Below are 20,434 nucleotides of genomic sequence, written 5' to 3'. Positions count from 1 at the left end.
CTCATCGTCGCCCGACTCCGTTAAGAAACGTTAAACAGGGGTTAACTCCTTGTCCCGGGGGCTCTCTGTCATCGAACGGACACTAGCGTTGTCAGACGAACCGGTTACGGCGAGGAAACGAAGCGCTCGGTGGTGGCAATGGGCCCTCGGAGCCGTTGCCCTGTTGGCCGTTGCCGTAGGGGTATTCCTCTGGACTTTTGACTGGAATTGGTTTCGCGACCTAGCCGAGAAGAAGCTTGCCGAGCAGACCGGCCGTGACGTCGGGATCGGCCATATGCAAGGCGAGTGGTCGCTGCGGCCGCGCATAAAGATGGAGGAGATACGGCTCGGCAATGCCGACTGGGCCGAGCAACCGGACATGCTCAGTGCCGAGCGGCTCGAGGTGGTGATCGACCTGCCTGAATTGCTGCGCGGGCGGCTGGTATTGCCGGAAATCCATCTGATCACGCCGAAGCTGTTCTTGCAGCGTCGCAAGGACGGCGTGTCGAATTGGACCTTCGGTGCGGAGGAAGCGGCAAAGAAGGTGAAACCGGAAAAGCGGAGCAGCGCTCCGCTGATCGGCCTCCTGGTCATCCAGGATGGCACCTTGTCCTATCGGGACGAAAAGGCGGAACTGGACATCACATCCCAGATATCGACGGCAGTGGGCGACGGAAGCGAAGGCAAGAGCCAGCTTCGGCTCGAAGGGCGCGGCAGACTGCACCGTGAGCCTTTCGAACTGAAGGTCAGCGGCGCCTCGCTTCTCGAATTGCGGGAAAGCAAGCAGCCATACCCGCTGACCGTGGAGATGACTGCCGGGCAGACCCATATCCGCATTTCAGGAACGCTGGCAGAGCCCGTTCGTTTCGAGGGGCTTGATCTCGATGTGCATCTCAATGGGCCCAATCTCGGGCAATTGACCCGGATCACGAGCGTGCCCCTGCCGATGACGCCGGCATACGATCTCAAAGGGCGATTGCAGCGCGACGGGAGCGTCTGGTCGATCGAGAATCTGGACGGTCAGGTGGGGCGCAGCGATCTTCAGGGCGATCTGCGGATCGATACCGGCGGCGACCGCCTGCGCCTGGACGCCAATCTACGCTCGCAGACCCTGGATTATCGCGATCTCGGCCCGCTGATCGGCATCGAACCGCCCGCCAACGCCCGGAAAGACAGGCAGCAGCGCAACGAGGCCGCGAAACCCTACGAGCGCCAGTCTCGCAATCCTCCCGCTGCCAATGCCGGCCCGCCGCCACGCGTGCTCCCGGACGCAGCCCTGGCAACCGAACAGATCCGCAATACCGATGCGTCGGTCAAATTTCATGGCGACAAGGTCGTGGCGCCGAACACGCCCTTCAGCGGCGTCGACCTTGCGCTCGATTTGCACAATGGGGTGCTGCACCTGCATCCATTGAAGCTCGGCATCGCCGGAGGCTTTGTGAATACGGATATCCGCATCGACGCCAGCAAGAATCCGGTAACTACCAATTACGACCTTCGGCTCAGCAAGTTCGACCTGCAGCAGTTCCTGGAGAAGGCCGGGTTGAAAAATGCCGGCAGCGGGCAGATCGACGGCCGCATCAGGATGACGGGGCAGGGCGACACCATACGGCGATCGCTCGGCAGCGCCGGCGGCGACGTACGCCTCACGATGAATCATGGCACGCTGTCGAAGCTGGCGCTGGAACTGATCGGCCTCAATGTCGGCGAGGCTGCGGCGCTATGGGCGGGCGGCGACGCGCCGGCGCCGATCCGTTGTTTCATTGCCGATTTCACCATCACCGGCGGCGTCATGAAGCCTCGGGTGCTGGTATTGGACACGCCGGATACAACGATCACCGCGGACGGCCAGATAAGCCTCAAGGACGAGCAACTGGGCATGCGCCTGCTGGCGCATCCTAAAAAGCCGAGATTGCTCAGCGCCCGTACGCCGATCACCATCAACGGCGCCTTCAGCCGCCCCGATGTTGGCATCGCTCCGGCCCGGCTTGGCGCCAAGATCGCCGGCGCCGTCGCGCTGGGGGCGCTGCTGACGCCGATCGCTTCCATCCTTGCCTTCATCGAGCCCGGCCTCGAGCAGAACAGCGACTGCGCGGCTTTGCTTCAGGATAGCGGGAGCGCCCGCTGACGGAGGCCGGCATGATTGGCAGATACCTCCGGGCGGCATGGAAAGCGATCGACACCCTGGTGAGCGGTTTCGGCCTCGAGATTGCAGGAAACATCGCCTATACGGGTCTGCTCGCCATTTTTCCCTTCCTGGTCTTCCTGGCATCGCTGGCGGGCTTCATCGGCGGCTATGCCGACAGCTTTGCCTCGGTCCGGGCCGCGCTGGACCTGCTGCCGGCCGACATCGCCCGGACGCTGCAGCCGGTGATCCAGCAGATACTGAACTCGGCGGATGGCAGCCTGCTGACACTGGGCTTTCTCGGCGCGATATGGTTCGCCTCCAGCGGCTTCGACTCCCTGCGGGTCGCCCTCAACGCCGCCTATGACGTCGACGAGCCGCGTTCGTGGTGGGTTCGCAAATTGCGCAGCATCGGCGGCGTGGTGGTCGGCGGCATCGTCTTCCTGCTGCTTTCCGTGCTGGTGATCTTCGGCCCGCTCATCTGGAAGGCGATCCTCTGGGTCGCGCCGCTGGACGAGAGCCGCCGCTGGCCTTTCGCCCTGTTCCGCTACGGCCTGGCGACCCTGGTATTGTTCGCCGCGCTGATGGCGCTGCACCGCTGGCTGCCGGGGCGGTGCCTGACGTGGCGCACTCTGCTGCCCGGCGTCATCGCAACGACCATTCTCTGGCTTCTGGCGGCTTGGCTCTATTCGGTCTACCTCGCCACGCTGGGCAATTACGGCGCCACCTATGGCAGCCTGGGCGGCGTGATCGCCACCCTGGTGTTCTTCTACTTCTCGGCGGTGCTGTTCATCTTCGGCGCCGAATTCAACAAGGCGCTGCTGCGCCAGCACCGCACCCGGCGCGCGCCCCTCGCGGAACCCCAGGCGACCTGAGAAGGCCTCTGGCCGGCGGCCGGACGGCTGGTTATGCTCCGATGCCCGGATCCGATGGGCCCTGAGGGAGTGACCAGTGCCATGAAGGAGGCTGTCAGGAAAAAGGCCGCGATGAAAGGCGGCAGGATCGACAAGACAATGCTGCCCAGCCGCCATGTGACCGAGGGGCCGGAGCGGGCGCCGCATCGCAGCTACTACCATGCGATGGGGCTGACCGAGAAGGAAATCCACCAGGCCTTCGTCGGCGTGGTCACCACCTGGAACGAGGCCGCGCCCTGCAACATCACGCTGGCCCGCCAGGCTCAGGCGGTGAAGGCCGGGGTCAGGGGAGCCGGCGGCACGCCGCGCGAATTCACAACGATCACGGTGACCGATGGCATCGCCATGGGCCATCAGGGCATGAAATCGTCGCTGGTCAGCCGCGAGGCGATCGCGGATTCCACCGAGCTGACCGTGCGCGGCCATTGCTACGACGCCCTCGTGGGCCTCGCCGGCTGCGACAAGTCGCTGCCGGGCCTGATGATGGCGATGGTGCGGCTGAACATTCCCTCCATCTTCATGTATGGCGGCTCGATCCTGCCCGGCCGCTTCCGCGGCAGGGACGTGACCGTGGTCGATGTCTTCGAGGGCGTCGGCCAGTACGCCGCCGGCAAGATGAACGATCGCGACCTGCACGAACTGGAATGCGTCGCCTGTCCATCGGCCGGCTCCTGCGGCGGGCAGTTCACCGCGAATACCATGGCCTGCGTCTCCGAAGCCATCGGCCTGGCCCTGCCGGGCTCGGCCGGCGCGCCGGCGCCCTATGAGACGCGCGACCAGTATGCCGAAGCCTCGGGCCGCCAGGTCATGGAGCTGATCAAGCTCGGCATCCGGCCGCGCGACATCGTCACCCGCAAGGCGCTGGAGAATGCCGCCCGCGTGGTGGCGGCCACCGGCGGCTCGACCAACGCGGCGCTGCACCTGCCGGCCATCGCCCATGAGGCCGGCATCAGGTTCGACCTCGACGACGTCGCCAGGATCTTCAAATCGACGCCCTACATCGCCGACCTCAAGCCCGGCGGGCGCTATGTCGCCAAGGACCTTTACGAAGTCGGCGGCGTGCAGGTGGTGCTGAACGAACTGCTCAAGGGCGGTTACATCCACGGCGACTGCCTGACGGTGACCGGCAAGACCATCGAGCAGAACCTCAAGGGCGTGAAGTTCCCGAAGAACCAGGATGTCGTACGGCCGATCGGCAAGCCGATCACCCCGACCGGCGGCGTCGTCGGACTCAAAGGAAATCTGGCGCCGCGCGGCGCCATCGTGAAGGTGGCCGGCATGAGCCGCCTGAAGCATGTCGGCCCGGCGCGGGTGTTCGACAGCGAGGAAGAGGCCTTCGCCGCCGTGCAGGCCCGCAAGTACAAGGAAGGCGACGTCATCGTCATCCGTTACGAAGGCCCGAAGGGCGGGCCGGGCATGCGCGAGATGCTGTCCACCACCTCGGCGATCTACGGCCAGGGCATGGGCGAGAAGGTGGCGCTGATCACCGATGGGCGTTTCTCCGGCGCCACGCGCGGCTTCTGCATCGGCCATGTCGGCCCGGAAGCGGCGGTCGGCGGCCCGATCGGCCTGATCAGGAACGGCGACATCATCACCATCGACGCGGTGAAGGGCATTCTCAACGTCGGTGTGAGCGCGGCGGAATTCGCCCGGCGCCGGAAGACATGGAAGCCGCGCAGGACCGATTACCAGTCCGGCGCGCTGTGGAAATACGCGCAGACCGTGGGCGATGCCCATGACGGCGCGGTCACCCATCCCGGCGGCAAGGCGGAGACGCATTGCTACGCCGATATCTGAACCGGCTTCGGGCATCCCATGACCTTCCGCATCGCCCAGCCCAGAATCGCCCAGCCCAGAATCGCTTTGGCCGGTTTCCAGCACGAGACCAACACCTTCGCGCCGCAGAAGGCGACGCTGGACAAGTTCGTCGAAGGCGAGGGCTGGCCGGCGCTGACCGAAGGGCCGGCGATGTTCGAGACCTTCGAGCCGATGAACATTCCCATCGGCGGCTTCATCGCGAGCGCCAGGCCGAAAGGCTGGCGCCTGGAGCCGATCTGCTGGGCGGCGGCGCAGCCATCCTCCTACGTCACCGACGAGGCGTTCGACTTCGTCGCCGGGAAGATCGCCGACGGCCTGGCGGCGCTGAAAGGCCGGATCGACGCGGTCTATCTCGACCTGCATGGCGCGATGGTGGTCGAAAGCCACGAAGACGGCGAGGGCGAATTGCTGCGCCGGGTGCGCGCCGTGGTCGGGCCGGACCTGCCGGTGGTCGCCAGCCTCGACCTGCATGCCAATGTGACGCCGGAGATGCTGCGCTACAGCGACGTGCTGATCGCCTACCGCACCTATCCGCATCTCGACATGGCGGCGACCGGCGGCCGGGTGGCGCGGCATCTGGAAAAGCTGCTGAACGGCGAGCGGCCGCGCCAGGCCAAGGCGCTGCGCAAGCTGCCGTTCCTCATTCCGCTGACGGCGCAATGCAGCTTCATCGAGCCCTGCAGCAGCATCTACGAAACCTTAAGCGGGATGGAGCGCGGCGCGGTCAGCTCGCTCAGCTTCGCGCCGGGTTTTCATCCCGCCGATATCGCCGAATGCGGCCCGGCGGTGCTGGCCTATGCCGATACGCAGGACGCCGCCGACAAGGCGGCCGACGATCTGGCAAGGCATATCGCCGAGCGCGAGGCGGAGTTCAAAGCGCGGCTCCTGTCGCCGGACGAGGCCATCGAGGAGGCGCGCCGGCTGATCGTCGGCGGGGCGCGCAAGTCCATCGTGCTGGCCGATGTGCAGGACAATCCCGGCGCCGGCGCCACCAGCGACACGACGGGGCTGCTCGCCGCCCTGATCGAACATCGGGTGCCCGATGCGGCGCTGGGCCTGCTCTGCGATGCCGAAGCGGCCAGGATTGCGCATCAGGCCGGCGAGGGGGCGGAGATCGAGATCGCGGTCGGCGGCAAGACCTTCGACGGCGCCAGGCCCTACCGCAACCGCTTCAAGGTCGCCAAGCTGAATGACGGCCGGTTCCTCTGCACCGGGCCGTTCTACAAGGGCACGCGCATGGCGCTCGGGCCGATGGCGCGGCTGAGTTGCCCGACATCAAACGGAGGGGGCGTCGATCTCGTCGTCAGCTCGATCCGGGTGCAGGCGGCCGACAAGGAGATGTACCGCCATCTCGGCATCGAGCCGGGCCGGCGCCAGATCGTCGGCGTCAAAAGCACGGTGCATTTCCGCGGCGACTTCACCGATATCGCCGAAGCGATCCTGACCGTGGAAAGCCCCGGCGCCTTCATCGAGCGGGCCGAGACCTTGCCCTATCGGCGCCTGCGGCCGGGCGTGCGGCTGAGCCCGAAGGGGCGGGAGCACCGGCCGGCGTAACGGCGGCCCTCATGGCCGTAGCGGGAGGCGGCCGGGCCGCGATGCTGCGGCCTGCAACCGGCGACAGGCGGCGAAAATCGCGCGACGGGGTCGGATTCCACCGCTGCCCGGCGGGCAATCTTGGCTAACTCATTGTTTTAGCCGGGCCGGCGGCGGCCCAGAGGGTGCCAGCCGGTGCCAATCGGCGGCCGGTTGAGGCCAGTTCGAAGCCAGTGGAAGGCCAATCAGGCGCCGGTTCGGCGCCAATTGAGAGCCAATTGAGGCCCATTGAATCCCGCTCCGGCCAGGCCGGTTTGCTCGCATATTCACCCATAAGTAGCGCACTGGCCAGTCACGGCGGCCGCCGCGCAGCGCACGGTCTCAAGGGGCGGATTCACAATGGGCAATAGCGAGTGAGAACAATATCGGTACATTGCGCCGAAGGTCAAGTGGCCATGAAGATTAAGGCGCCCCCGGGTTCCCCCACGCCATGCCCGTAACCTTTCGTCACCCTCGGGCCTGGCCCGGGGCTCCATGGACGTCGCTGCCGTGCGGTGCCGCCAGGCTGAAGATCGCCGCGCTCAGTCCTGGACGGTCGGATCGACCGTATCGGCGATCTCGTGCTTCATGCGCGGCGGCGCCAGCTTCATCGCCAGGATGAAGCCCGACATCAGCAGGCACAGCCCATTGCTGGCGATCAGCGGCCATTCGCCGAGCGCGATGCCGTAGGCGAGCCAGAGCGTGAAGCCGGTCACGGTGATCAGATACATGCGCAGCGACAGGTCGGCCGTGTGGCGCGACTTGATCACCTTCCAGGCCTGCGGCGCGAAGCTGACGGTGGACGCCGTGCCGGCCAGCGCGCCGAGCAGGCTGACGAGGTCTATGGGCAAGGCTTTCCCCGGATGTTGAGCGTGGATATGCCACGCAACAACGCGGGGAAAGGGAGGGCGTTCCAGCGGGGGAGGCGATACTAGCTCGCCATTAACGGGCTTGCCCCGAGGCATTCACGTCTGCCATTTCCGCTGGCGCGCCTGCCGCCCTGCGCTACACTCCCGATGCGAACGAAACCAAGGCAGGAGGCAGCGCGTGCGGCCGGGTGAGGTGTTCAGTCAGGACGAGATCCGCGAATTGCGCCAGCGCTCGGACTGGATCGGCGGGCTGCTCGTGCTGCATGCCTGGGGCGCGATCTTCGCCGCCATGGCGCTGTTCGTGCTCTGGCCCAACCCGCTGACATTCCTCGCCGCCGCGATGCTGATCGGCGGGCGGCAGCTCGGGCTGGCCATCCTGATGCACGATGCCGCCCATGGCCTGCTGTTCAGGACGCGGCGCTTCAACGAATTCGCCGGGCAATGGCTCTGCGCCTATCCGGTCGTGACCGACCTTCGTCTGTACCGCCCGTATCACCTCAAGCATCACAGATTCACCCAGCAGGACAACGACCCCGACCTGGTGCTGTCGGCGCCGTTTCCGATCACCGGGAAAAGCCTGCGGCGCAAGGTGCTGCGCGACCTTTCCGGCCGGACCGCCTTCACCCGGCGCCGGCAGCAATTCGCCATGGCCTGGGGCGAGGGGGGCATGCCCTGGCGCGAGCGCTGGGCGCGGCTGAAGACGGGCGGCCTGATCGGCGCGGCGGCGGTCAACCTCGCGCTGCTGGCGCTGCTCGGCGCTGCCGGCTGCTGGTGGCTTTATCCCGCCCTGTGGCTGCTGCCGCTGGCGACCTGGTATCAGCTGATCAGCCGCGTGCGCAATATCGCCGAACACGCCATGGTGCCGGACAACGACGATCCGCTGCGCAATACGCGCACGACTTATGCCGGATGGATCATCCGTGCGCTGCTCGCGCCCTATTGGGTGAATTATCACCTCGAACATCATCTGCTGCTCTTCGTGCCCTGCTACCGCCTGCCGAAGGCGCATCGCCTGCTGCTGGCGAAGGGCTATGGTTCGAAGATGGAAGTGCGGAAATCCTACGCCGAGGTGCTGCGGCTGGCGGCGAGCGCGGCAAGCGAGGGCGGCGGCAGCAGTGGTTCGCCGGCGGGCGGCGGGATGAAGACGGCGCATATCTAGCGAAACCGCCCGGCTTGACAGGCAACCAAAAGGTTGCATATTAGCCGCATGGCCTTCGATGCGGTGCTGGATACGGTCCTGGACATTTCCCGCGACGCGGATCTCAACGCCGTGTTCCGCGCATTGGCCGATCCGAGCCGCCGGGCGCTGCTGGACCGGCTGTTCGCGCGGAACGGCCAGAGCCTGAACGAGCTCTGCGACGGGCTGGACATGTCGCGCCAGGCGGTGGCCAAGCATCTCGCCATCCTGGAGGAGGCAAACCTGGTCGCCGCCATCAGAAAGGGCCGCGAGAAGCTGCATTACCTCAATCCGGTGCCGATCCATGCGATCGGCGAACGCTGGATCCGCAAATTCGAGCGCGGCCGCCTGCGCGCGCTGGCCGACCTCAAGCGCCGCCTGGAAGATGATGGAGACCGGGATGACTGAATCCGCCTCGCGCTTCGCCTATGTGATCTATATCCGCACCACGCGCGACAAGCTCTGGCGCGCCTTGCTCGAGCCGGAATTCACCCGGCAATACTGGGCCGGGACCTGGCAGGAAAGCGACTGGAAGCCCGGCGCGCCCTGGCGCATCGTGATCCCCGACGGCCGCATCGCCGATAGCGGCGAGATCGTCGAGATCGATCCGCCGCGCCGGCTGGTGCTGACCTGGCGCAACGAGTTCCGGCCCGAGCTGCGCGAGGACGGCCATTCGACGCTGATCTACGAGCTGGAGCAGCAGGGCGACATGGTGAAGCTGACCCTGCTGCACGAGATCGCCAGGCCGGGCGCGAAATTCATCGAGGCCGTCTCGCAGGGCTGGCCGGCCATTCTCTCCAGCCTCAAGAGCCTGCTGGAAACCGGCGCGCCGCTGGAGGCGACGCGCAAATGGACGGTCAAGTGACGATCCTCGCTCCTGCGAAGGCCGTCACTAGGCAAAATCCGCCGCCGCCGCTATAGCCTCGCATGCGCGCTTCTGCGCTCGGGGGTATTCCTTATGCTGACGGTCCATCATCTCAACAACTCGCGCTCGCAACGCGTGCTCTGGCTGCTGGAAGAACTTGGCCTGCCGTACCAGGTCGTGCGCTATCAGCGCGGGCCGGACATGCGCGCGCCGGCCGAACTGCAGAAGGTGCATCCGCTCGGCAAGTCGCCGGTGATCGAGGATCAGGGACGGCTGCTGGCCGAAACCGGCGCCATCGTCGAATACCTGATCGAGACCTACGGCCAGGGCCGCTTGATTCCGCCCGCCGCCAGCGAGGCGCGCCGCGCCTATACCTACTGGCTGCATTACGCCGAAGGCTCGGCCATGCCGCTCCTGCTGCTCAAGCTGGTCTTCATGCGCCTGCCGACAGGCGTGCCGTTCCTGCTGCGGCCGATCATCGGCGCGGTGGCGGCGAAGGCGCAGGCGCGGCTGACCGATCCGCAGCTCGCCACGCATATGCGCTGTTGGGCCAATGCCCTGCAGGCCGGCAATGGCTGGTTCGCCGGCGGTGAGTTCTCGGCCGCCGATGTCATGATGAGCTTTCCGCTCGAAGCGGCGGCGGCGCGCATGGGGCTGCGGCCCGAGCATCAGCCGATCGCGGATTTCCTCGGCCGCATCCATGCCCGCGCGGCCTACAAGCGGGCACTGGAGCAGGGCGGGCCTTACGAACTTCTCCGGTAGCCGCCCGGCGGCGCGCCGAACACCGCCTTGAAGCGGGCATTGAAGGTCGAGAGGTCGCCGAAGCCGGCATCGTAGGCGATGGCGGCAACCGCCTCATCGGAGGCGCGCAGGCGCTGCGCCGCGCGGCGCAGGCGCAGGCCGAGCAGATACTCGTAAGGCGCGCTGCCGGTGATGCGGCGGAAGCAGCGCAGGAAATGGTACCTGCTCATGCAGGCGGCCGCGGCGAGATCGTCGAGGCCGAGCGGCTCGGCGCAGCGTTCCTCCATCAGGCGCAGCACGGCGGAAACGCGCCTGTGATCGCGCGCCGAGAGCGCCATCCTTTCCGGCGCCTTGCCGGAGGTTGCCGTCAGCACCTGTTCGGCCAGGGCGATGGCGGCCTCCTCGGCGGCCGGGCCCGGGTGCTGCGCCAGGGCTTCGAGCCTGGCGACCAGCGCCAGCGTCTCCTTACGCGCCGGCAGCATGGCATGGCTGAAGCGGAAGCGGGCGGACCCGGCGCGGCTGGCGGCGATCTCGGCGAAGAATTCGGAAGAGTAGTGGAAGGCGACGCAGCGATCGCCGCGGCTATGCTCATGCCCGCATTCGAAGCAGGCTCCCGCCTGGCCGAGCATCAGCGCGCCGGGATGCAGCAAAGCCGTGCCGGCCTCGGTGCGATAGGTGAAGCTGCCGCCGATCACGGCGGCGATGGTCACGCCATCATGGCGCTCTTCATAGGCGGCATGTTCCGGGCCGGCCGAGCAGAGGAATTCGCCCAGGGCCCAGGCGTCGCCGGCGGCAATCGGCCGGGCGGCCAAGGTCTCGGTCAGCTGCTGCATGACGGTCATGACGGCTGGAATAATAGCAATATTCCCCAAGCCCCGGAACGGCCGTTCCGGCATCCTCGCTCCGTCGACAAACACCTCAGACGGAGCATTGCCATGTTCAATCACATCTCCATCGGCGTGCGGGACATCAAACGCACCAAGGCCTTCTGCGATGCGGCGCTGAAGCCGCTCGGCTTTACCTGCCTCAGCGAGGGCGAGGGATCGCTCGGCTACGGCGCGAAAGAGGTCGGGCTGTGGATCAGCCAGACCGACAGTCCGGTCAAGGCCGATCCGAAATCCGGCCTGCATGTCTGCTTCGAGGCGCCCAGCCGCGCCGCGGTCGATGCCTTTCACGCGGCGGCGCTCAAGGCCGGCGGCAGGGATAACGGCAAGCCCGGCCTGCGCGAGGATTACGGGCCGAACTATTACGCCGCTTTCGTGATCGACCCGGACGGCTATCGGTTGGAAGCCTATTGCGGCAAATAGGACCTGAACGGGCCGGGCTTGAATGAAGCTGCCCTCGCGTTAGCTCACTCCGGCAGCAAGGAGGGAGTCATGAGCCAGTCAGCCACTCATCCGGGCCAGAAGCGCCATCTCGAGCCCGGCCCCGACCATCCGATCACCGTCAGGCCGCATGGCCGGCGCGTGCGCGTGCAGTACAAGGGCCGCGTGGTGGCCGACAGCGCCCGTGCGCTGGAGCTGAAGGAAGCCAGTTACCCGGCCGTGCTCTACATCCCGCGCGAGGATGCCGATATGGGCGCGCTGCGCCGCACCACGCATGCGACGCATTGTCCTTACAAGGGCGATGCCGCCTATTACGACGTGCTGGTGGACGGCACGACCTCGGCCAATGCGGTCTGGAGCTACGAGGCGCCGTATCCCGCCGTCGCCCAGATCAGGAATCATCTCGCCTTCTATCCCGACCGCGTCGATAAGATAGAAGAGCTGTGACCGCCGCCACAGTGCGAACGCTCAGCGCCGCCTAGGCTGCGACGGCAATCAGCGGGGGAGGAGGCGCGCATGGCGCTCATGTTCTATTACGGCTCGGGTTCACCTTACGCCTGGCGGGTCTGGCTGGCGCTGGAGCATAAGGGCATTGCCTACGAGCTGCGCGTGCTGTCTTTCGAGAAGGGCGAAACGCGCTCGCCGGACTATACCGCGATCAATCCGCGCCAGAAGGTGCCGACGATCGTGGACGGCGATTTCGTCCTGGCCGAATCCGCCGTCATCCTCGACTATCTCGACGAAGCGTACCCCGGGCCGCGGCTGTTCAGCGCCGATGTGAAGCAGCGGGCGCAGCAGCGCCGGCTGATCGTCGATTCGGACGATTACTATGCCAAGGCCTTCAACGATGTGGTGGATGTCGTCATCCGCACCAAGCCGGAGCAGCGCGATCCGGCGAAGCTCGCCGCCGCGCGCGCCGCTCTGGCCGAGGAACTTGCGGTCTGGGAAGGCCGCATGCCGGGCCAAGATTTCATGGATGGCACGACGCCGGCCGCCGTCGATTTCGTGCTATTCCCCAGACTGATCCTGATCCGCCGCTTCGCGCAGCGCATGCCGGAGATGGCCGGCGGCCTGCTCGGGCCGAAAACCGAGGCCTGGCTCGACCGCATGCAGGCGCTGGAGATCGTGCGCAAGACCTGGCCGCCGCACTGGACCTGACGCCCTACGGCGTCACCACCACGCGGCCGACCAGGCGGCCATGGCGCAAATCTTCCAGCGTGTCGGTGGCCTGGCTGAGCTGGCGGCGCGTGATCGGAATCGGCGGCACCTTGCCGGCGCGCACGAGGTCGAGCAGTTCCTTCATCTCCGGCAGGCTGCCGGTATAGCTGCCCTGAATCGTCGCCGCCTTCAGCGGGATCATCGGCAGCGGCCAGGGCGCCGAGCCGCCGAACAGGCCGACGATCAATAGCTTGCCGCCCTTGCCGAGCACGTTCAGGCCCAGCGAGGCAGTGGCCGGCGCGCCGACCAGATCGACTGCCATCCAGGCCGGTCCGCCCATGGCCTTGGCCACCTGTTCGGCGGCGTCCGGGGCCGCGCCGTCGACCGCCGCCAGGGCGCCGGCGGCAATGGCGGCGGCGCGTTTCTGCGGATCGATATCGACGGCGACGGCGCCTTTGCCGGCCATGGCTTTCAGGATGCTGATGCACATCAGCCCCAGTCCGCCGGCGCCAATCACCAGCACCGGATCGCGCTTGATGCGCTCGCCGAATTTCTTCAGCGCGGAGTAGGTGGTCAGGCCCGAGCAGGCATAGGGCGCGACGGCAACCGGATCGAGTCCGCCGAGCGGCAGCAGATACCGCGGATGCGGCACCAGCATGTAATCGGCATAGCCGCCGTGGTTGTAGACGCCGAGCGAACGTGGCGCCATGCAGAGATTCTCGGTCCCCTCGCTGCAGGCGGCACAACTGCCGCAGCCGATCCAGGGAAACACCAGACAGGCCTCGCCGATCTTGCGGCCGTCGCTGTGCTGTTCGGCCTCGGGGCCGAAGGCGACGATCTCGCCGGCATTCTCGTGCCCCATGGTCAGCGGCAGGCGGATGCCGCGATCCTTCAGTTCCAGGCGCTTGCCGGCGCCAAGATCATAGCCGCCTTCCCAGATATGCAGATCGCTGTGGCAGATGCCGGCCGCCTGCATCTTGATCAGCACCTCGGTGCCCTGCGGCTGCGGTGTCGGCTGCTCGACTTCCTTGAGCGGCTTGCCGTAATCGAAAACCTGATAACTTTTCATGGCGGCATCCTTTCCCTAGACGCCGCCAGTGTGAAGAAAGCCGCCGCCGCTGCCAAGATGGTTTGACCCGCAGCGGAATACCCGATCCGCCGCAGCGAAAATCAGGGCAGGGCAATCTCGCAGGTGACCGGCACGTGATCCGACGCTTTGTCCCTGGCGCGTGGCTTGCGGTCGATTTCGCAGCTCACCAGCCGGTCGGCAAGCTGCGGCGAGAGCAGGAAGTGATCGATGCGCAGGCCCTGGTTCTTGGGCCAGCAGCCGGCCTGATAATCCCAGAAGCTGTATTCGATCTCGCGCGGATGCAGCGCGCGCCAGGCTTCGGTGAGGCCGAGGTTGATCAGCGAACGAAAGGCGCGGCGGGTGTCCGGCCAGCATAGCGCATCCTCGGCAAAACCGGCAGGATCATAGACGTCGTGATCGGTCGGGCAGACATTGTAATCGCCCGCCATCAGGAAGGGGGTCTCGGCGCGCAGCAATGCTTCGGCGCGATGAAACAGACGCTGCATCCAGCGCAGCTTGTAGTCGTATTTCTCGCCCGGCCGCGGATTGCCGTTGGGCAGATAGAGTCCGCATATCGTCGCGCCCGCAATATCGGCCTCGATGTAGCGCGCCTGTTCGTCGCTCTCGTCGCCTTCGAGCCGCAGGCGCACGGCATCGGGCTTTTTCAGACTGAGAAGGGCGACGCCGTTATAGCTCTTTTGGCCGTGGACATGGGTCGAGTAGCCCATCGACTGGAATTCGAGCGCGGGAAAATCGGCATCTTGGCATTTGATCTCCTGCAGCAGCAGGACATCGGGTTTTTCCGCCCGCACCCAGTCCAGGACGTTGTTCAGCCGCGCCTTGATCGAATTGACGTTCCAAGTGGTGATTCGCATGCGGGGAGTATCGGGGGAAATCGCCTTGCGGCCAAATCCAAACCGTCACGGCTCGCCTCGGGCCTGCCAACCACGGGTAATCGGCGGCGGAAAAGCCCGTTGATGCCCGGGCCAAACCCGAGCACGGCGTCAAAAATTCGGGGTATCACATCGAAAACGAGTTGCCGCAGCCGCAACTCGAGGTCGCCTGGGGATTGCTGATGCGGAAATAGGCGCCGGTCAGGTCCTCGACGAAGTCGATCTGCGAACCGCGCAGGTATTCGAGCGAAACCGTATCGACCAGTACCCGGGCGCCATCGCGGGTCAGGACGATATCGTCGGCGGTTTCGGCCTCGTCCAGAGTGAAGCCATACTGGAAGCCGGAGCAGCCGCCGCCCGAAACGCTGATGCGCAAAGCCAGCGCCGGATTGCCCTCGGCGGCTGCCACCTTGCGAATCTGGCGGGCCGCCGACTCGGTCACGCGCAAAGGCTCGCCTCCGGCCTCGGTCGGGGCGGAGCTTGCGCTGGTCTGTGCTGCGGTCTCAGACATGGCCATTTACACTCGATTTACCAATAATTTGCCACATTGCGCTAGCAATTTAGGAAGCCTCGCGCGGAAGTCAATTTCACGGCCGGCCTTACCGGGGTGCGTTGCGGGTATAGGACGTAATCGCTAGTGTCCGCCCCCGATTCAGGATGTATGACGAAAAGCCTTCCGAAATGAACGTTTTTACCGAATTCCGCCGTGCCGTCATGGCCGCCGTGCATACGCTGGCCGAGCAGGGCGTGCTGGCCGGCGAGTTGCCGCTTACAGCCATTGCGGTCGAGCCGCCGCGCGATCCGGCGCATGGCGACCTCGCGACCAACGTGGCCATGGTGCTGGCCAAGCCGGCCAAACTGGCGCCGCGGGCCCTGGCCGACCAGATCAAGCCGCTGCTGGCCGCCCATCCTGCCGTGGACGCCGTCGAGATCGCCGGACCGGGTTTCATCAATCTGCGGCTGAAGGCCGATTACTGGCAGCGTCAGGTTGCCGCCATCCTCGGGGCGGGCACGGCCTACGGCAACAGCGATATCGGCCAGGGCCAGCCGATCAACGTGGAATACGTCTCGGCCAACCCGACCGGCCCCATGCATGTCGGCCATTGCCGCGGCGCCGTGTTCGGCGATGCGCTGGCGGCCCTGCTCGACAAGGCGGGCTTTCAGGTCGCCCGCGAGTATTACATCAACGATGCCGGCGCCCAGGTCGATGTGCTGGCCCGCTCGGCGCATCTGCGCTACCGCGAAGCTCTGGGCGAGACGGTTACGATCCCGGAAGGGCTTTACCCGGGCGAGTATCTGAAGCCGCTGGGCGCGGCGCTCGCGCAGAAATACGGCGAAAAATTCAAGGCGGCGCCGGAATCCGAATGGCTGGCGCTGTTCCGCAAGGAAGCCACCGACGCGATGATGGCGGTGATCCGCGACGATCTCGCGGCGCTGAACATCCACCATGCCGTCTTCACCTCCGAGAAGGCGCTGCACGACAGCGGCGCGGTGCAGCAGGCCTTCGACCGGCTGAAGCAGCGCGACCTGATCTATACCGGCGTGCTGGAGCCGCCGAAGGGCAAGGTGCCCGAGGATTACGAGCCACGCCCGCAGGAGCTGTTCAAGGCCAGCGCATTCGGCGACGACACCGATCGTCCGCTGAAGAAATCCGACGGCTCCTGGACCTATTTCGGCGCCGACATTGCCTATCACGACGACAAGTACCGGCGTGGCTTCAAGCAGATGATCGATGTCTGGGGCGCCGATCACGGCGGCTACGTGAAGCGCATGAAGGCGGCCGTGAAGGCATTGTCCGGCGGCGAAGCCGAACTCGACGTTAAGCTGGTACAGATGGTCAACCTGCTGGACGGCGGCCAGCCGGTGAAAATGTCCAAACGGGCAGGGACCTTCGTCACCCTTCGCGATGTGGTCGATGAGGTGGGCAAGGACGTCGTCCGTTTCATCATGCTGACGCGCAAGAATGACGCGCAGCTCGATTTCGACTTCCAGAAAGTGACCGAACAGTCGAAGGACAATCCGGTTTTCTATGTGCAATACGCGCATGCGCGCATCTGTTCGGTGCTGCGCAATGCCGCCAGCGAAGTGCCGCAGATCGATACCGAAGATGCCGCTCTGGCGCAGGCCGACATGACGCTGCTCAGCCATCCGGGCGAACTGGCGCTGATCAAGTTGCTGGCCGGCTGGCCGCGGCTGGTGGAATCGGCGGCCGAAGCGCATGAGCCGCATCGCGTCGCTTTCTACCTGCAGGATGTCGCCGCGGCGTTCCATGGCCTGTGGAATGTCGGCCGCGACGATACCAATGTCCGGTTTCTGCTGCCGGAGGATCTTGCGCTGACGCGGGCGCGGCTGGCGATGCTGCGCGCCGTGGCGCTGGTGATCGCGTCCGGCCTGTCGGTGATGGGCGTAACGCCGGTCGAGGAGATGAGGTGAGACGATGAGTGATTTGCGTACCGACCGAGGATCGCGTCCGGTTCCCAGCGAAGGCGAGGGATCCGTGCGCCCGCGTAAGACCATCACGGCTGTGATTGCCCTGGTCGCCGTGGCTGCCTTCGGCGTCAGTATCTGGTTCGCCTATGATCAGGGCGTCAAACGCGGCAGCAGCGGGGCTCCGCCGCTGATCCGCGCCGATCAGGGCCCGGTCAAGGTGGCGCCGGAAAATCCCGGCGGCCTGCAGGTCCCGAACCAGGACAAGGAAATCTACGAACGCATCGGGGGCAACACCGCACAATCGACGGGCGCAGCCCAGCCGGAGCGCCTGCTGCCGCCGCCGGAACAGCCGAAGGCGCCGGCGCAGCCGCAAAATACCGCCGTAGCGCCGGCCGGCTCGAATCCGTCCGCCGTGATGGTGCCGACGCGGCCGGTCAATACGGTGCCCAACCAGACCGCCGCGCCGAGCCCGACCGCGGCATCGCCGGCGCCGGCAACGGGAAAAACCGCGGAGAATCCCGCCGCGGCGGCGAAGCCCGCAGCCGACAAGCAGTCCGACAAGCAGGTTGCGGCCGCGCCCGCCGCTGCGCCCATGCCGGCCTCGGCGGCCTCTGCCGGCGGCAGCTCGAAAATCCAGCTCGCGTCGCTGAAGGATCAGGCCCAGGCGCAATCGACCTGGACGAAGCTTCACAAGAAATACGCCGATATCCTCGGCGACCTGACGCCGTCCTATGAAAAGGTGGAGATTCCGAACAAGGGCACTTTCGTTCGCCTGCAAGCCGGGCCGCTGAAGGACCGCGCCGCGGCGCAGGCGCTTTGCCAGAAGCTGGCCGCCAAGAACCAGGGCTGCATCGTTGTCCGCTGAGCGGGTCGACTGGGCGTCCTATGCGCCTGCCGTGGTCGGCTGCGCCGGGCTGCAACTCGGCGCCGAGGAGCGCGTTCTGTTTGGCGTGCGCAAGCCGCTCGGCTTGATCCTGTTCGCCCGCAATATCGACAACCCGGCGCAAGTGCGGGCGCTGATCGGCGATTTCCGCGGCGTGGTCGGTAACGAACTGGCGCCGGTGCTGATCGATCAGGAGGGCGGCCGGGTGGCGCGGCTGAAACCGCCGCATTGGCCGAAATTTCCGCCGGGTGCGGTTTTCGGCGAAATCTACGCCCGCGACCGCGCCGCCGGCAGCGAAGCGGCCTATCTCAATGCGCGCTGGATCGGCGCCGAATTGGCAGCCCTGGGGATCGATGTCGATTGCGCGCCGGTGGCGGATCTGCCCATCGAAGGGGCCCATGACGTGATCGGCGATCGCGCCTATGGCCGCGATCCCGCCACCGTCACGGCCCTGGCCGGCGAAACGATGCGCGGCCTCATGGATGCCGGCGTGCTGCCGGTGATCAAGCATGTGCCGGGGCATGGCCGCTCGCATATCGACAGCCACCTGGATTTGCCGGTGGTCGATACCGATATCCCCGCCATGGAGCAGAGCGATTTCGTTCCTTTCCGTAACCTCAATCACGCTGCCTGGGCGATGACCGCGCATATCGTCTACAGCGCGATCGATCCGCGCAATCCGGCAACCTTGTCGCCCGCGCTGATCAAGGATGTGATCCGCGGCCGCATCGGCTTCGATGGCGTGCTGATCTCCGACGATCTCACCATGAAGGCGCTGAAGGGTGGCCCGGCCGAAACCGGCACGGCGTCGCTGGCGGCCGGCTGCGATCTGGTGCTGCATTGCTCGGGCGATCTGGCCCAGATGCAGAGCCTGCTGGCGGCCCTGCCGGCAATGACGGCGCGGGCAGCCGGGCGGATCGCAGCAGCCCGCGCCCGGCTGCCGGCCAACCCGGCCGCATTCGGCGCAGCGGAACGGGCACGGTATCAGGCTCTGCTGGGACAGGGGGCCGCGTGAGTCCAAACGTCATCGGCATGATCTTCGAGGCCTCCACCTGGGTGCTGCCGGCCCTGCTGGCGATCACCCTGCACGAGGCCGCCCATGGCTGGGTCGCCTGGAAGATGGGCGACGACACGGCCAAAATGGCCGGGCGGGTGACCTTCAACCCGCTGCGGCATGTCGACCTGATGGGGACGATCCTGCTGCCGGCGCTGCTTCTGCTGCTGCGCGCGCCATTCCTGTTTGGCTGGGCCAAGCCGGTCCCGGTGAATTTCTGGAAACTGCCGTCGCCCCGGCGGGATATGGCGATCGTCGCTGCGGCCGGGCCGGCAATCAATCTCGCCCAGGCCTACCTGGCCATGCTGCTGTTCTACCTCGTACCGCTGTTCGATGGCCTGCCGGCACAGTGGATTGCGATGAATCTGCAGAATGCCATATTAATCAATCTGGTATTATGCGTTTTTAACCTGATTCCTTTACCGCCTCTGGATGGCGGTCGGGTGGCGGTCGGGCTGCTGCCGTTGTCGCTGGCGCGCCCCTTGGCCCGTCTGGAGCGCTATGGCATGGTCATTTTGCTGATTCTGCTGCTGGCCGTGCCCATGGCGGCCCGGCAGTTCGGCGCCGATTGGAACCCGCTTTTCGAGCTTCTGACGCCGATCGTCGCCGGCCTGCGGGATATCCTGCTTGTATTGTCCGGGCATAGTGGCTAACACCACCGCCCGAGCTGGATGGATGCCGTGACAGAACCTGCCGAGTCCCCCGAATCTGCCCCGGCCGCCGCCGCGACGCCGGCAGCCGGCGAATCCTTCGAGGAGGCTCAGCGCGACGGCCTGGCAGGCGGCGTGTCGCTGGGCGAACAGCTCGTTCTCAGCCTGGATGTCTTCGAAGGTCCACTCGACGTGCTGCTGAGCCTGGCGCGCGAGCAGAAGGTCGATCTGCGCAAGATCTCGATCCTGGCGCTGGCCGAGCAATACCTGGCCTTCATCGCCGAGCTGCGCAAGGTGCGCATCGAAATCGCCGCCGACTACCTCGTCATGGCGGCCTGGCTGGCCTACCTGAAATCCCGCCTGCTGGTGCCAGAGCCGGAGAAGGAGGGCGAGCCCTCGGGCGCCGACATGGCCGCCCGGCTGGCGCTGCAGTTGCAGCGGCTGGAGGCCATGCGCAAGGCGGCCCGGGACCTTATGCAGCGCGACCAGATCGGCCTGGCGATGTTCCTGCGCGGCAAGCCGGAAGGCGTGCGCATCATCCGCAAGTCGGTCTACAACGCCACGCTTTATGAGTTGCTCAAGGCCTACGCCGAGTTCCGCGCCTCCAAGGGCTCGACGGAAGCGCTGACCATGAAGATGGCGCGCCGCCGCATCGTCTCGGTCGAGGAGGCGCTGGCCCGCTTACGCAACATGATCGGCCAGATTCCCGACTGGGCGACGCTGCAGGCCTTCCTGCCGCCCGATCTGGACGATCCCTTCACCGTCAAGTCGGCGCTGGCCTCGACGTTCAACGCGACCCTGGAAATGGCCAAGCAAGGCCAGATCGAGTTGAAGCAGGTCCAGACCTTCGGTCCGATCTATATCCGCCGCCAGGCCACTGCGCAGCCGGCGGCCACCACGGAAGAGTAAGTC

General features: G+C 66.1%; 21 protein-coding genes. 16 read left to right on the top strand and 5 right to left on the bottom strand.

Annotated elements, in window-relative coordinates:
- Positions 1-49 precede the first annotated feature (49 nt).
- The 4 genes from VF194_RS17480 to VF194_RS17465 all read left to right on the top strand — a co-directional run bounded on the left by VF194_RS17480 (position 50) and on the right by VF194_RS17465 (position 6,390).
- A complete protein-coding gene (locus tag VF194_RS17480; protein ID WP_330892475.1) occupies positions 50-2,107 on the top strand; it encodes an AsmA family protein in 2,058 nt (685 codons plus the stop codon).
- A gap of 11 nt (positions 2,108-2,118) precedes the next feature.
- On the top strand, positions 2,119-2,979 hold the full coding sequence (locus VF194_RS17475; RefSeq protein ID WP_330892474.1) for a YihY/virulence factor BrkB family protein: 861 nt from the start codon (positions 2,119-2,121) through the stop codon (positions 2,977-2,979).
- 81 nt (positions 2,980-3,060) lie between these two features.
- Entirely contained in the window at positions 3,061-4,815 is a 1,755-nt protein-coding gene (gene ilvD, locus VF194_RS17470; protein WP_330892473.1) for a dihydroxy-acid dehydratase, read from the top strand.
- Positions 4,816-4,833: 18 nt separating this feature from the next.
- On the top strand, positions 4,834-6,390 hold the full coding sequence (locus VF194_RS17465; protein ID WP_330892472.1) for a M81 family metallopeptidase: 1,557 nt from the start codon (positions 4,834-4,836) through the stop codon (positions 6,388-6,390).
- A gap of 560 nt (positions 6,391-6,950) precedes the next feature.
- On the opposite strand, the gene VF194_RS17460 is transcribed toward VF194_RS17465, so the two are convergent.
- Complete coding sequence (locus VF194_RS17460; RefSeq protein WP_330892471.1) at positions 6,951-7,259, bottom strand: SemiSWEET transporter; 309 nt, start codon at positions 7,257-7,259, stop codon at positions 6,951-6,953.
- 196 nt (positions 7,260-7,455) lie between these two features.
- Between VF194_RS17460 and VF194_RS17455 the strand changes: the two genes are divergently transcribed.
- The 4 genes from VF194_RS17455 (at position 7,456) to VF194_RS17440 (ending at position 10,081) form a co-directional block, all read left to right on the top strand.
- Positions 7,456-8,436, top strand: a complete 981-nt coding sequence (locus VF194_RS17455; protein ID WP_330892470.1) for a fatty acid desaturase family protein — start codon at positions 7,456-7,458, stop codon at positions 8,434-8,436.
- A 48-nt stretch (positions 8,437-8,484) separates the two neighbouring features.
- Complete coding sequence (locus tag VF194_RS17450) at positions 8,485-8,862, top strand: metalloregulator ArsR/SmtB family transcription factor (protein ID WP_330892469.1); 378 nt, start codon at positions 8,485-8,487, stop codon at positions 8,860-8,862.
- Positions 8,855-9,319 (top strand): SRPBCC family protein, encoded by a 465-nt coding sequence (locus VF194_RS17445; RefSeq protein WP_330892468.1) that lies wholly within the window; start codon positions 8,855-8,857, stop codon positions 9,317-9,319. Before VF194_RS17450 ends, VF194_RS17445 begins: the two co-directional genes overlap by 8 nt.
- Before the next feature lie 93 nt (positions 9,320-9,412).
- The gene (locus VF194_RS17440; protein WP_330892467.1) at positions 9,413-10,081 is read left to right on the top strand and encodes a glutathione S-transferase; all 669 of its coding nucleotides are present in this window, start codon (positions 9,413-9,415) and stop codon (positions 10,079-10,081) included.
- Here the strand turns inward: VF194_RS17440 and VF194_RS17435 are convergent.
- A complete protein-coding gene (locus tag VF194_RS17435; RefSeq protein ID WP_330892466.1) occupies positions 10,063-10,893 on the bottom strand; it encodes an AraC family transcriptional regulator in 831 nt (276 codons plus the stop codon). The two genes, VF194_RS17440 and VF194_RS17435, sit on opposite strands and share 19 nt — an antisense overlap.
- Before the next feature lie 102 nt (positions 10,894-10,995).
- Here VF194_RS17435 and VF194_RS17430 point away from each other — a divergent pair, with 102 nt between their 5' ends.
- The 3 genes from VF194_RS17430 to VF194_RS17420 all read left to right on the top strand — a co-directional run bounded on the left by VF194_RS17430 (position 10,996) and on the right by VF194_RS17420 (position 12,543).
- On the top strand, positions 10,996-11,367 hold the full coding sequence (locus VF194_RS17430; RefSeq protein WP_330892465.1) for a VOC family protein: 372 nt from the start codon (positions 10,996-10,998) through the stop codon (positions 11,365-11,367).
- A 69-nt stretch (positions 11,368-11,436) separates the two neighbouring features.
- Positions 11,437-11,832 (top strand): DUF427 domain-containing protein, encoded by a 396-nt coding sequence (locus tag VF194_RS17425; RefSeq protein ID WP_330892464.1) that lies wholly within the window; start codon positions 11,437-11,439, stop codon positions 11,830-11,832.
- Positions 11,833-11,901: 69 nt separating this feature from the next.
- Positions 11,902-12,543 carry a glutathione S-transferase family protein gene (locus VF194_RS17420; protein WP_330892463.1) on the top strand — a complete coding sequence of 214 codons (642 nt, stop codon included), beginning with the start codon at positions 11,902-11,904 and terminating at the stop codon, positions 12,541-12,543.
- Between the two features lie 4 nt (positions 12,544-12,547).
- Here VF194_RS17420 and VF194_RS17415 read toward each other — a convergent pair whose 3' ends face one another.
- The 3 genes from VF194_RS17415 to erpA form a co-directional block, all read right to left on the bottom strand.
- Positions 12,548-13,612: an alcohol dehydrogenase gene (locus VF194_RS17415; RefSeq protein WP_330892462.1), complete on the bottom strand. Its 1,065-nt coding sequence runs from the start codon at positions 13,610-13,612 to the stop codon at positions 12,548-12,550.
- A 101-nt stretch (positions 13,613-13,713) separates the two neighbouring features.
- A complete protein-coding gene (locus VF194_RS17410) occupies positions 13,714-14,487 on the bottom strand; it encodes an exodeoxyribonuclease III (RefSeq protein ID WP_330892461.1) in 774 nt (257 codons plus the stop codon).
- Positions 14,488-14,632: 145 nt separating this feature from the next.
- Positions 14,633-15,016 (bottom strand): iron-sulfur cluster insertion protein ErpA, encoded by a 384-nt coding sequence (erpA, locus tag VF194_RS17405; protein WP_330892460.1) that lies wholly within the window; start codon positions 15,014-15,016, stop codon positions 14,633-14,635.
- 170 nt (positions 15,017-15,186) lie between these two features.
- Between erpA and argS the strand changes: the two genes are divergently transcribed.
- From argS to VF194_RS17380, 5 genes are all read left to right on the top strand, one after another.
- Positions 15,187-16,938 (top strand): arginine--tRNA ligase, encoded by a 1,752-nt coding sequence (gene argS / locus VF194_RS17400; RefSeq protein ID WP_330892459.1) that lies wholly within the window; start codon positions 15,187-15,189, stop codon positions 16,936-16,938.
- A gap of 64 nt (positions 16,939-17,002) precedes the next feature.
- Entirely contained in the window at positions 17,003-17,800 is a 798-nt protein-coding gene (locus VF194_RS17395; protein WP_330892458.1) for an SPOR domain-containing protein, read from the top strand.
- Positions 17,790-18,833 carry a beta-N-acetylhexosaminidase gene (nagZ, locus tag VF194_RS17390; RefSeq protein ID WP_330892457.1) on the top strand — a complete coding sequence of 348 codons (1,044 nt, stop codon included), beginning with the start codon at positions 17,790-17,792 and terminating at the stop codon, positions 18,831-18,833. Before VF194_RS17395 ends, nagZ begins: the two co-directional genes overlap by 11 nt.
- On the top strand, positions 18,830-19,525 hold the full coding sequence (locus VF194_RS17385) for a site-2 protease family protein (RefSeq protein ID WP_330892456.1): 696 nt from the start codon (positions 18,830-18,832) through the stop codon (positions 19,523-19,525). The genes nagZ and VF194_RS17385 overlap by 4 nt, the downstream gene beginning before the upstream one ends.
- Positions 19,526-19,552: 27 nt before the next feature.
- A complete protein-coding gene (locus VF194_RS17380; protein ID WP_330892455.1) occupies positions 19,553-20,431 on the top strand; it encodes a ScpA family protein in 879 nt (292 codons plus the stop codon).
- The last annotated feature ends 3 nt before the right edge of the window (positions 20,432-20,434 follow it).

It is taken from the genome of Ferrovibrio sp. (genome assembly GCF_036381655.1).
Classification (GTDB): Bacteria; Pseudomonadota; Alphaproteobacteria; order Ferrovibrionales; family Ferrovibrionaceae; genus Ferrovibrio.
This window is presented reverse-complemented; position numbering and strand designations above follow the sequence as displayed.

Coding starts and splice junctions, on each gene's coding strand:
- VF194_RS17435 (WP_330892466.1), bottom strand. CDS start 10,893: ATGCAGCAGCTGACCGAGACCTTGGCCGCCCGGCCGATTGCCGCCGGC.
- VF194_RS17445 (WP_330892468.1), top strand. CDS start 8,855: ATGACTGAATCCGCCTCGCGCTTCGCCTATGTGATCTATATCCGCACC.
- VF194_RS17425 (WP_330892464.1), top strand. CDS start 11,437: ATGAGCCAGTCAGCCACTCATCCGGGCCAGAAGCGCCATCTCGAGCCC.
- argS (WP_330892459.1), top strand. CDS start 15,187: ATGAACGTTTTTACCGAATTCCGCCGTGCCGTCATGGCCGCCGTGCAT.
- VF194_RS17475 (WP_330892474.1), top strand. CDS start 2,119: ATGATTGGCAGATACCTCCGGGCGGCATGGAAAGCGATCGACACCCTG.
- VF194_RS17440 (WP_330892467.1), top strand. CDS start 9,413: ATGCTGACGGTCCATCATCTCAACAACTCGCGCTCGCAACGCGTGCTC.
- ilvD (WP_330892473.1), top strand. CDS start 3,061: ATGAAGGAGGCTGTCAGGAAAAAGGCCGCGATGAAAGGCGGCAGGATC.
- VF194_RS17415 (WP_330892462.1), bottom strand. CDS start 13,612: ATGAAAAGTTATCAGGTTTTCGATTACGGCAAGCCGCTCAAGGAAGTC.
- VF194_RS17430 (WP_330892465.1), top strand. CDS start 10,996: ATGTTCAATCACATCTCCATCGGCGTGCGGGACATCAAACGCACCAAG.
- VF194_RS17420 (WP_330892463.1), top strand. CDS start 11,902: ATGGCGCTCATGTTCTATTACGGCTCGGGTTCACCTTACGCCTGGCGG.
- VF194_RS17465 (WP_330892472.1), top strand. CDS start 4,834: ATGACCTTCCGCATCGCCCAGCCCAGAATCGCCCAGCCCAGAATCGCT.
- VF194_RS17450 (WP_330892469.1), top strand. CDS start 8,485: ATGGCCTTCGATGCGGTGCTGGATACGGTCCTGGACATTTCCCGCGAC.
- VF194_RS17410 (WP_330892461.1), bottom strand. CDS start 14,487: ATGCGAATCACCACTTGGAACGTCAATTCGATCAAGGCGCGGCTGAAC.
- erpA (WP_330892460.1), bottom strand. CDS start 15,016: ATGTCTGAGACCGCAGCACAGACCAGCGCAAGCTCCGCCCCGACCGAG.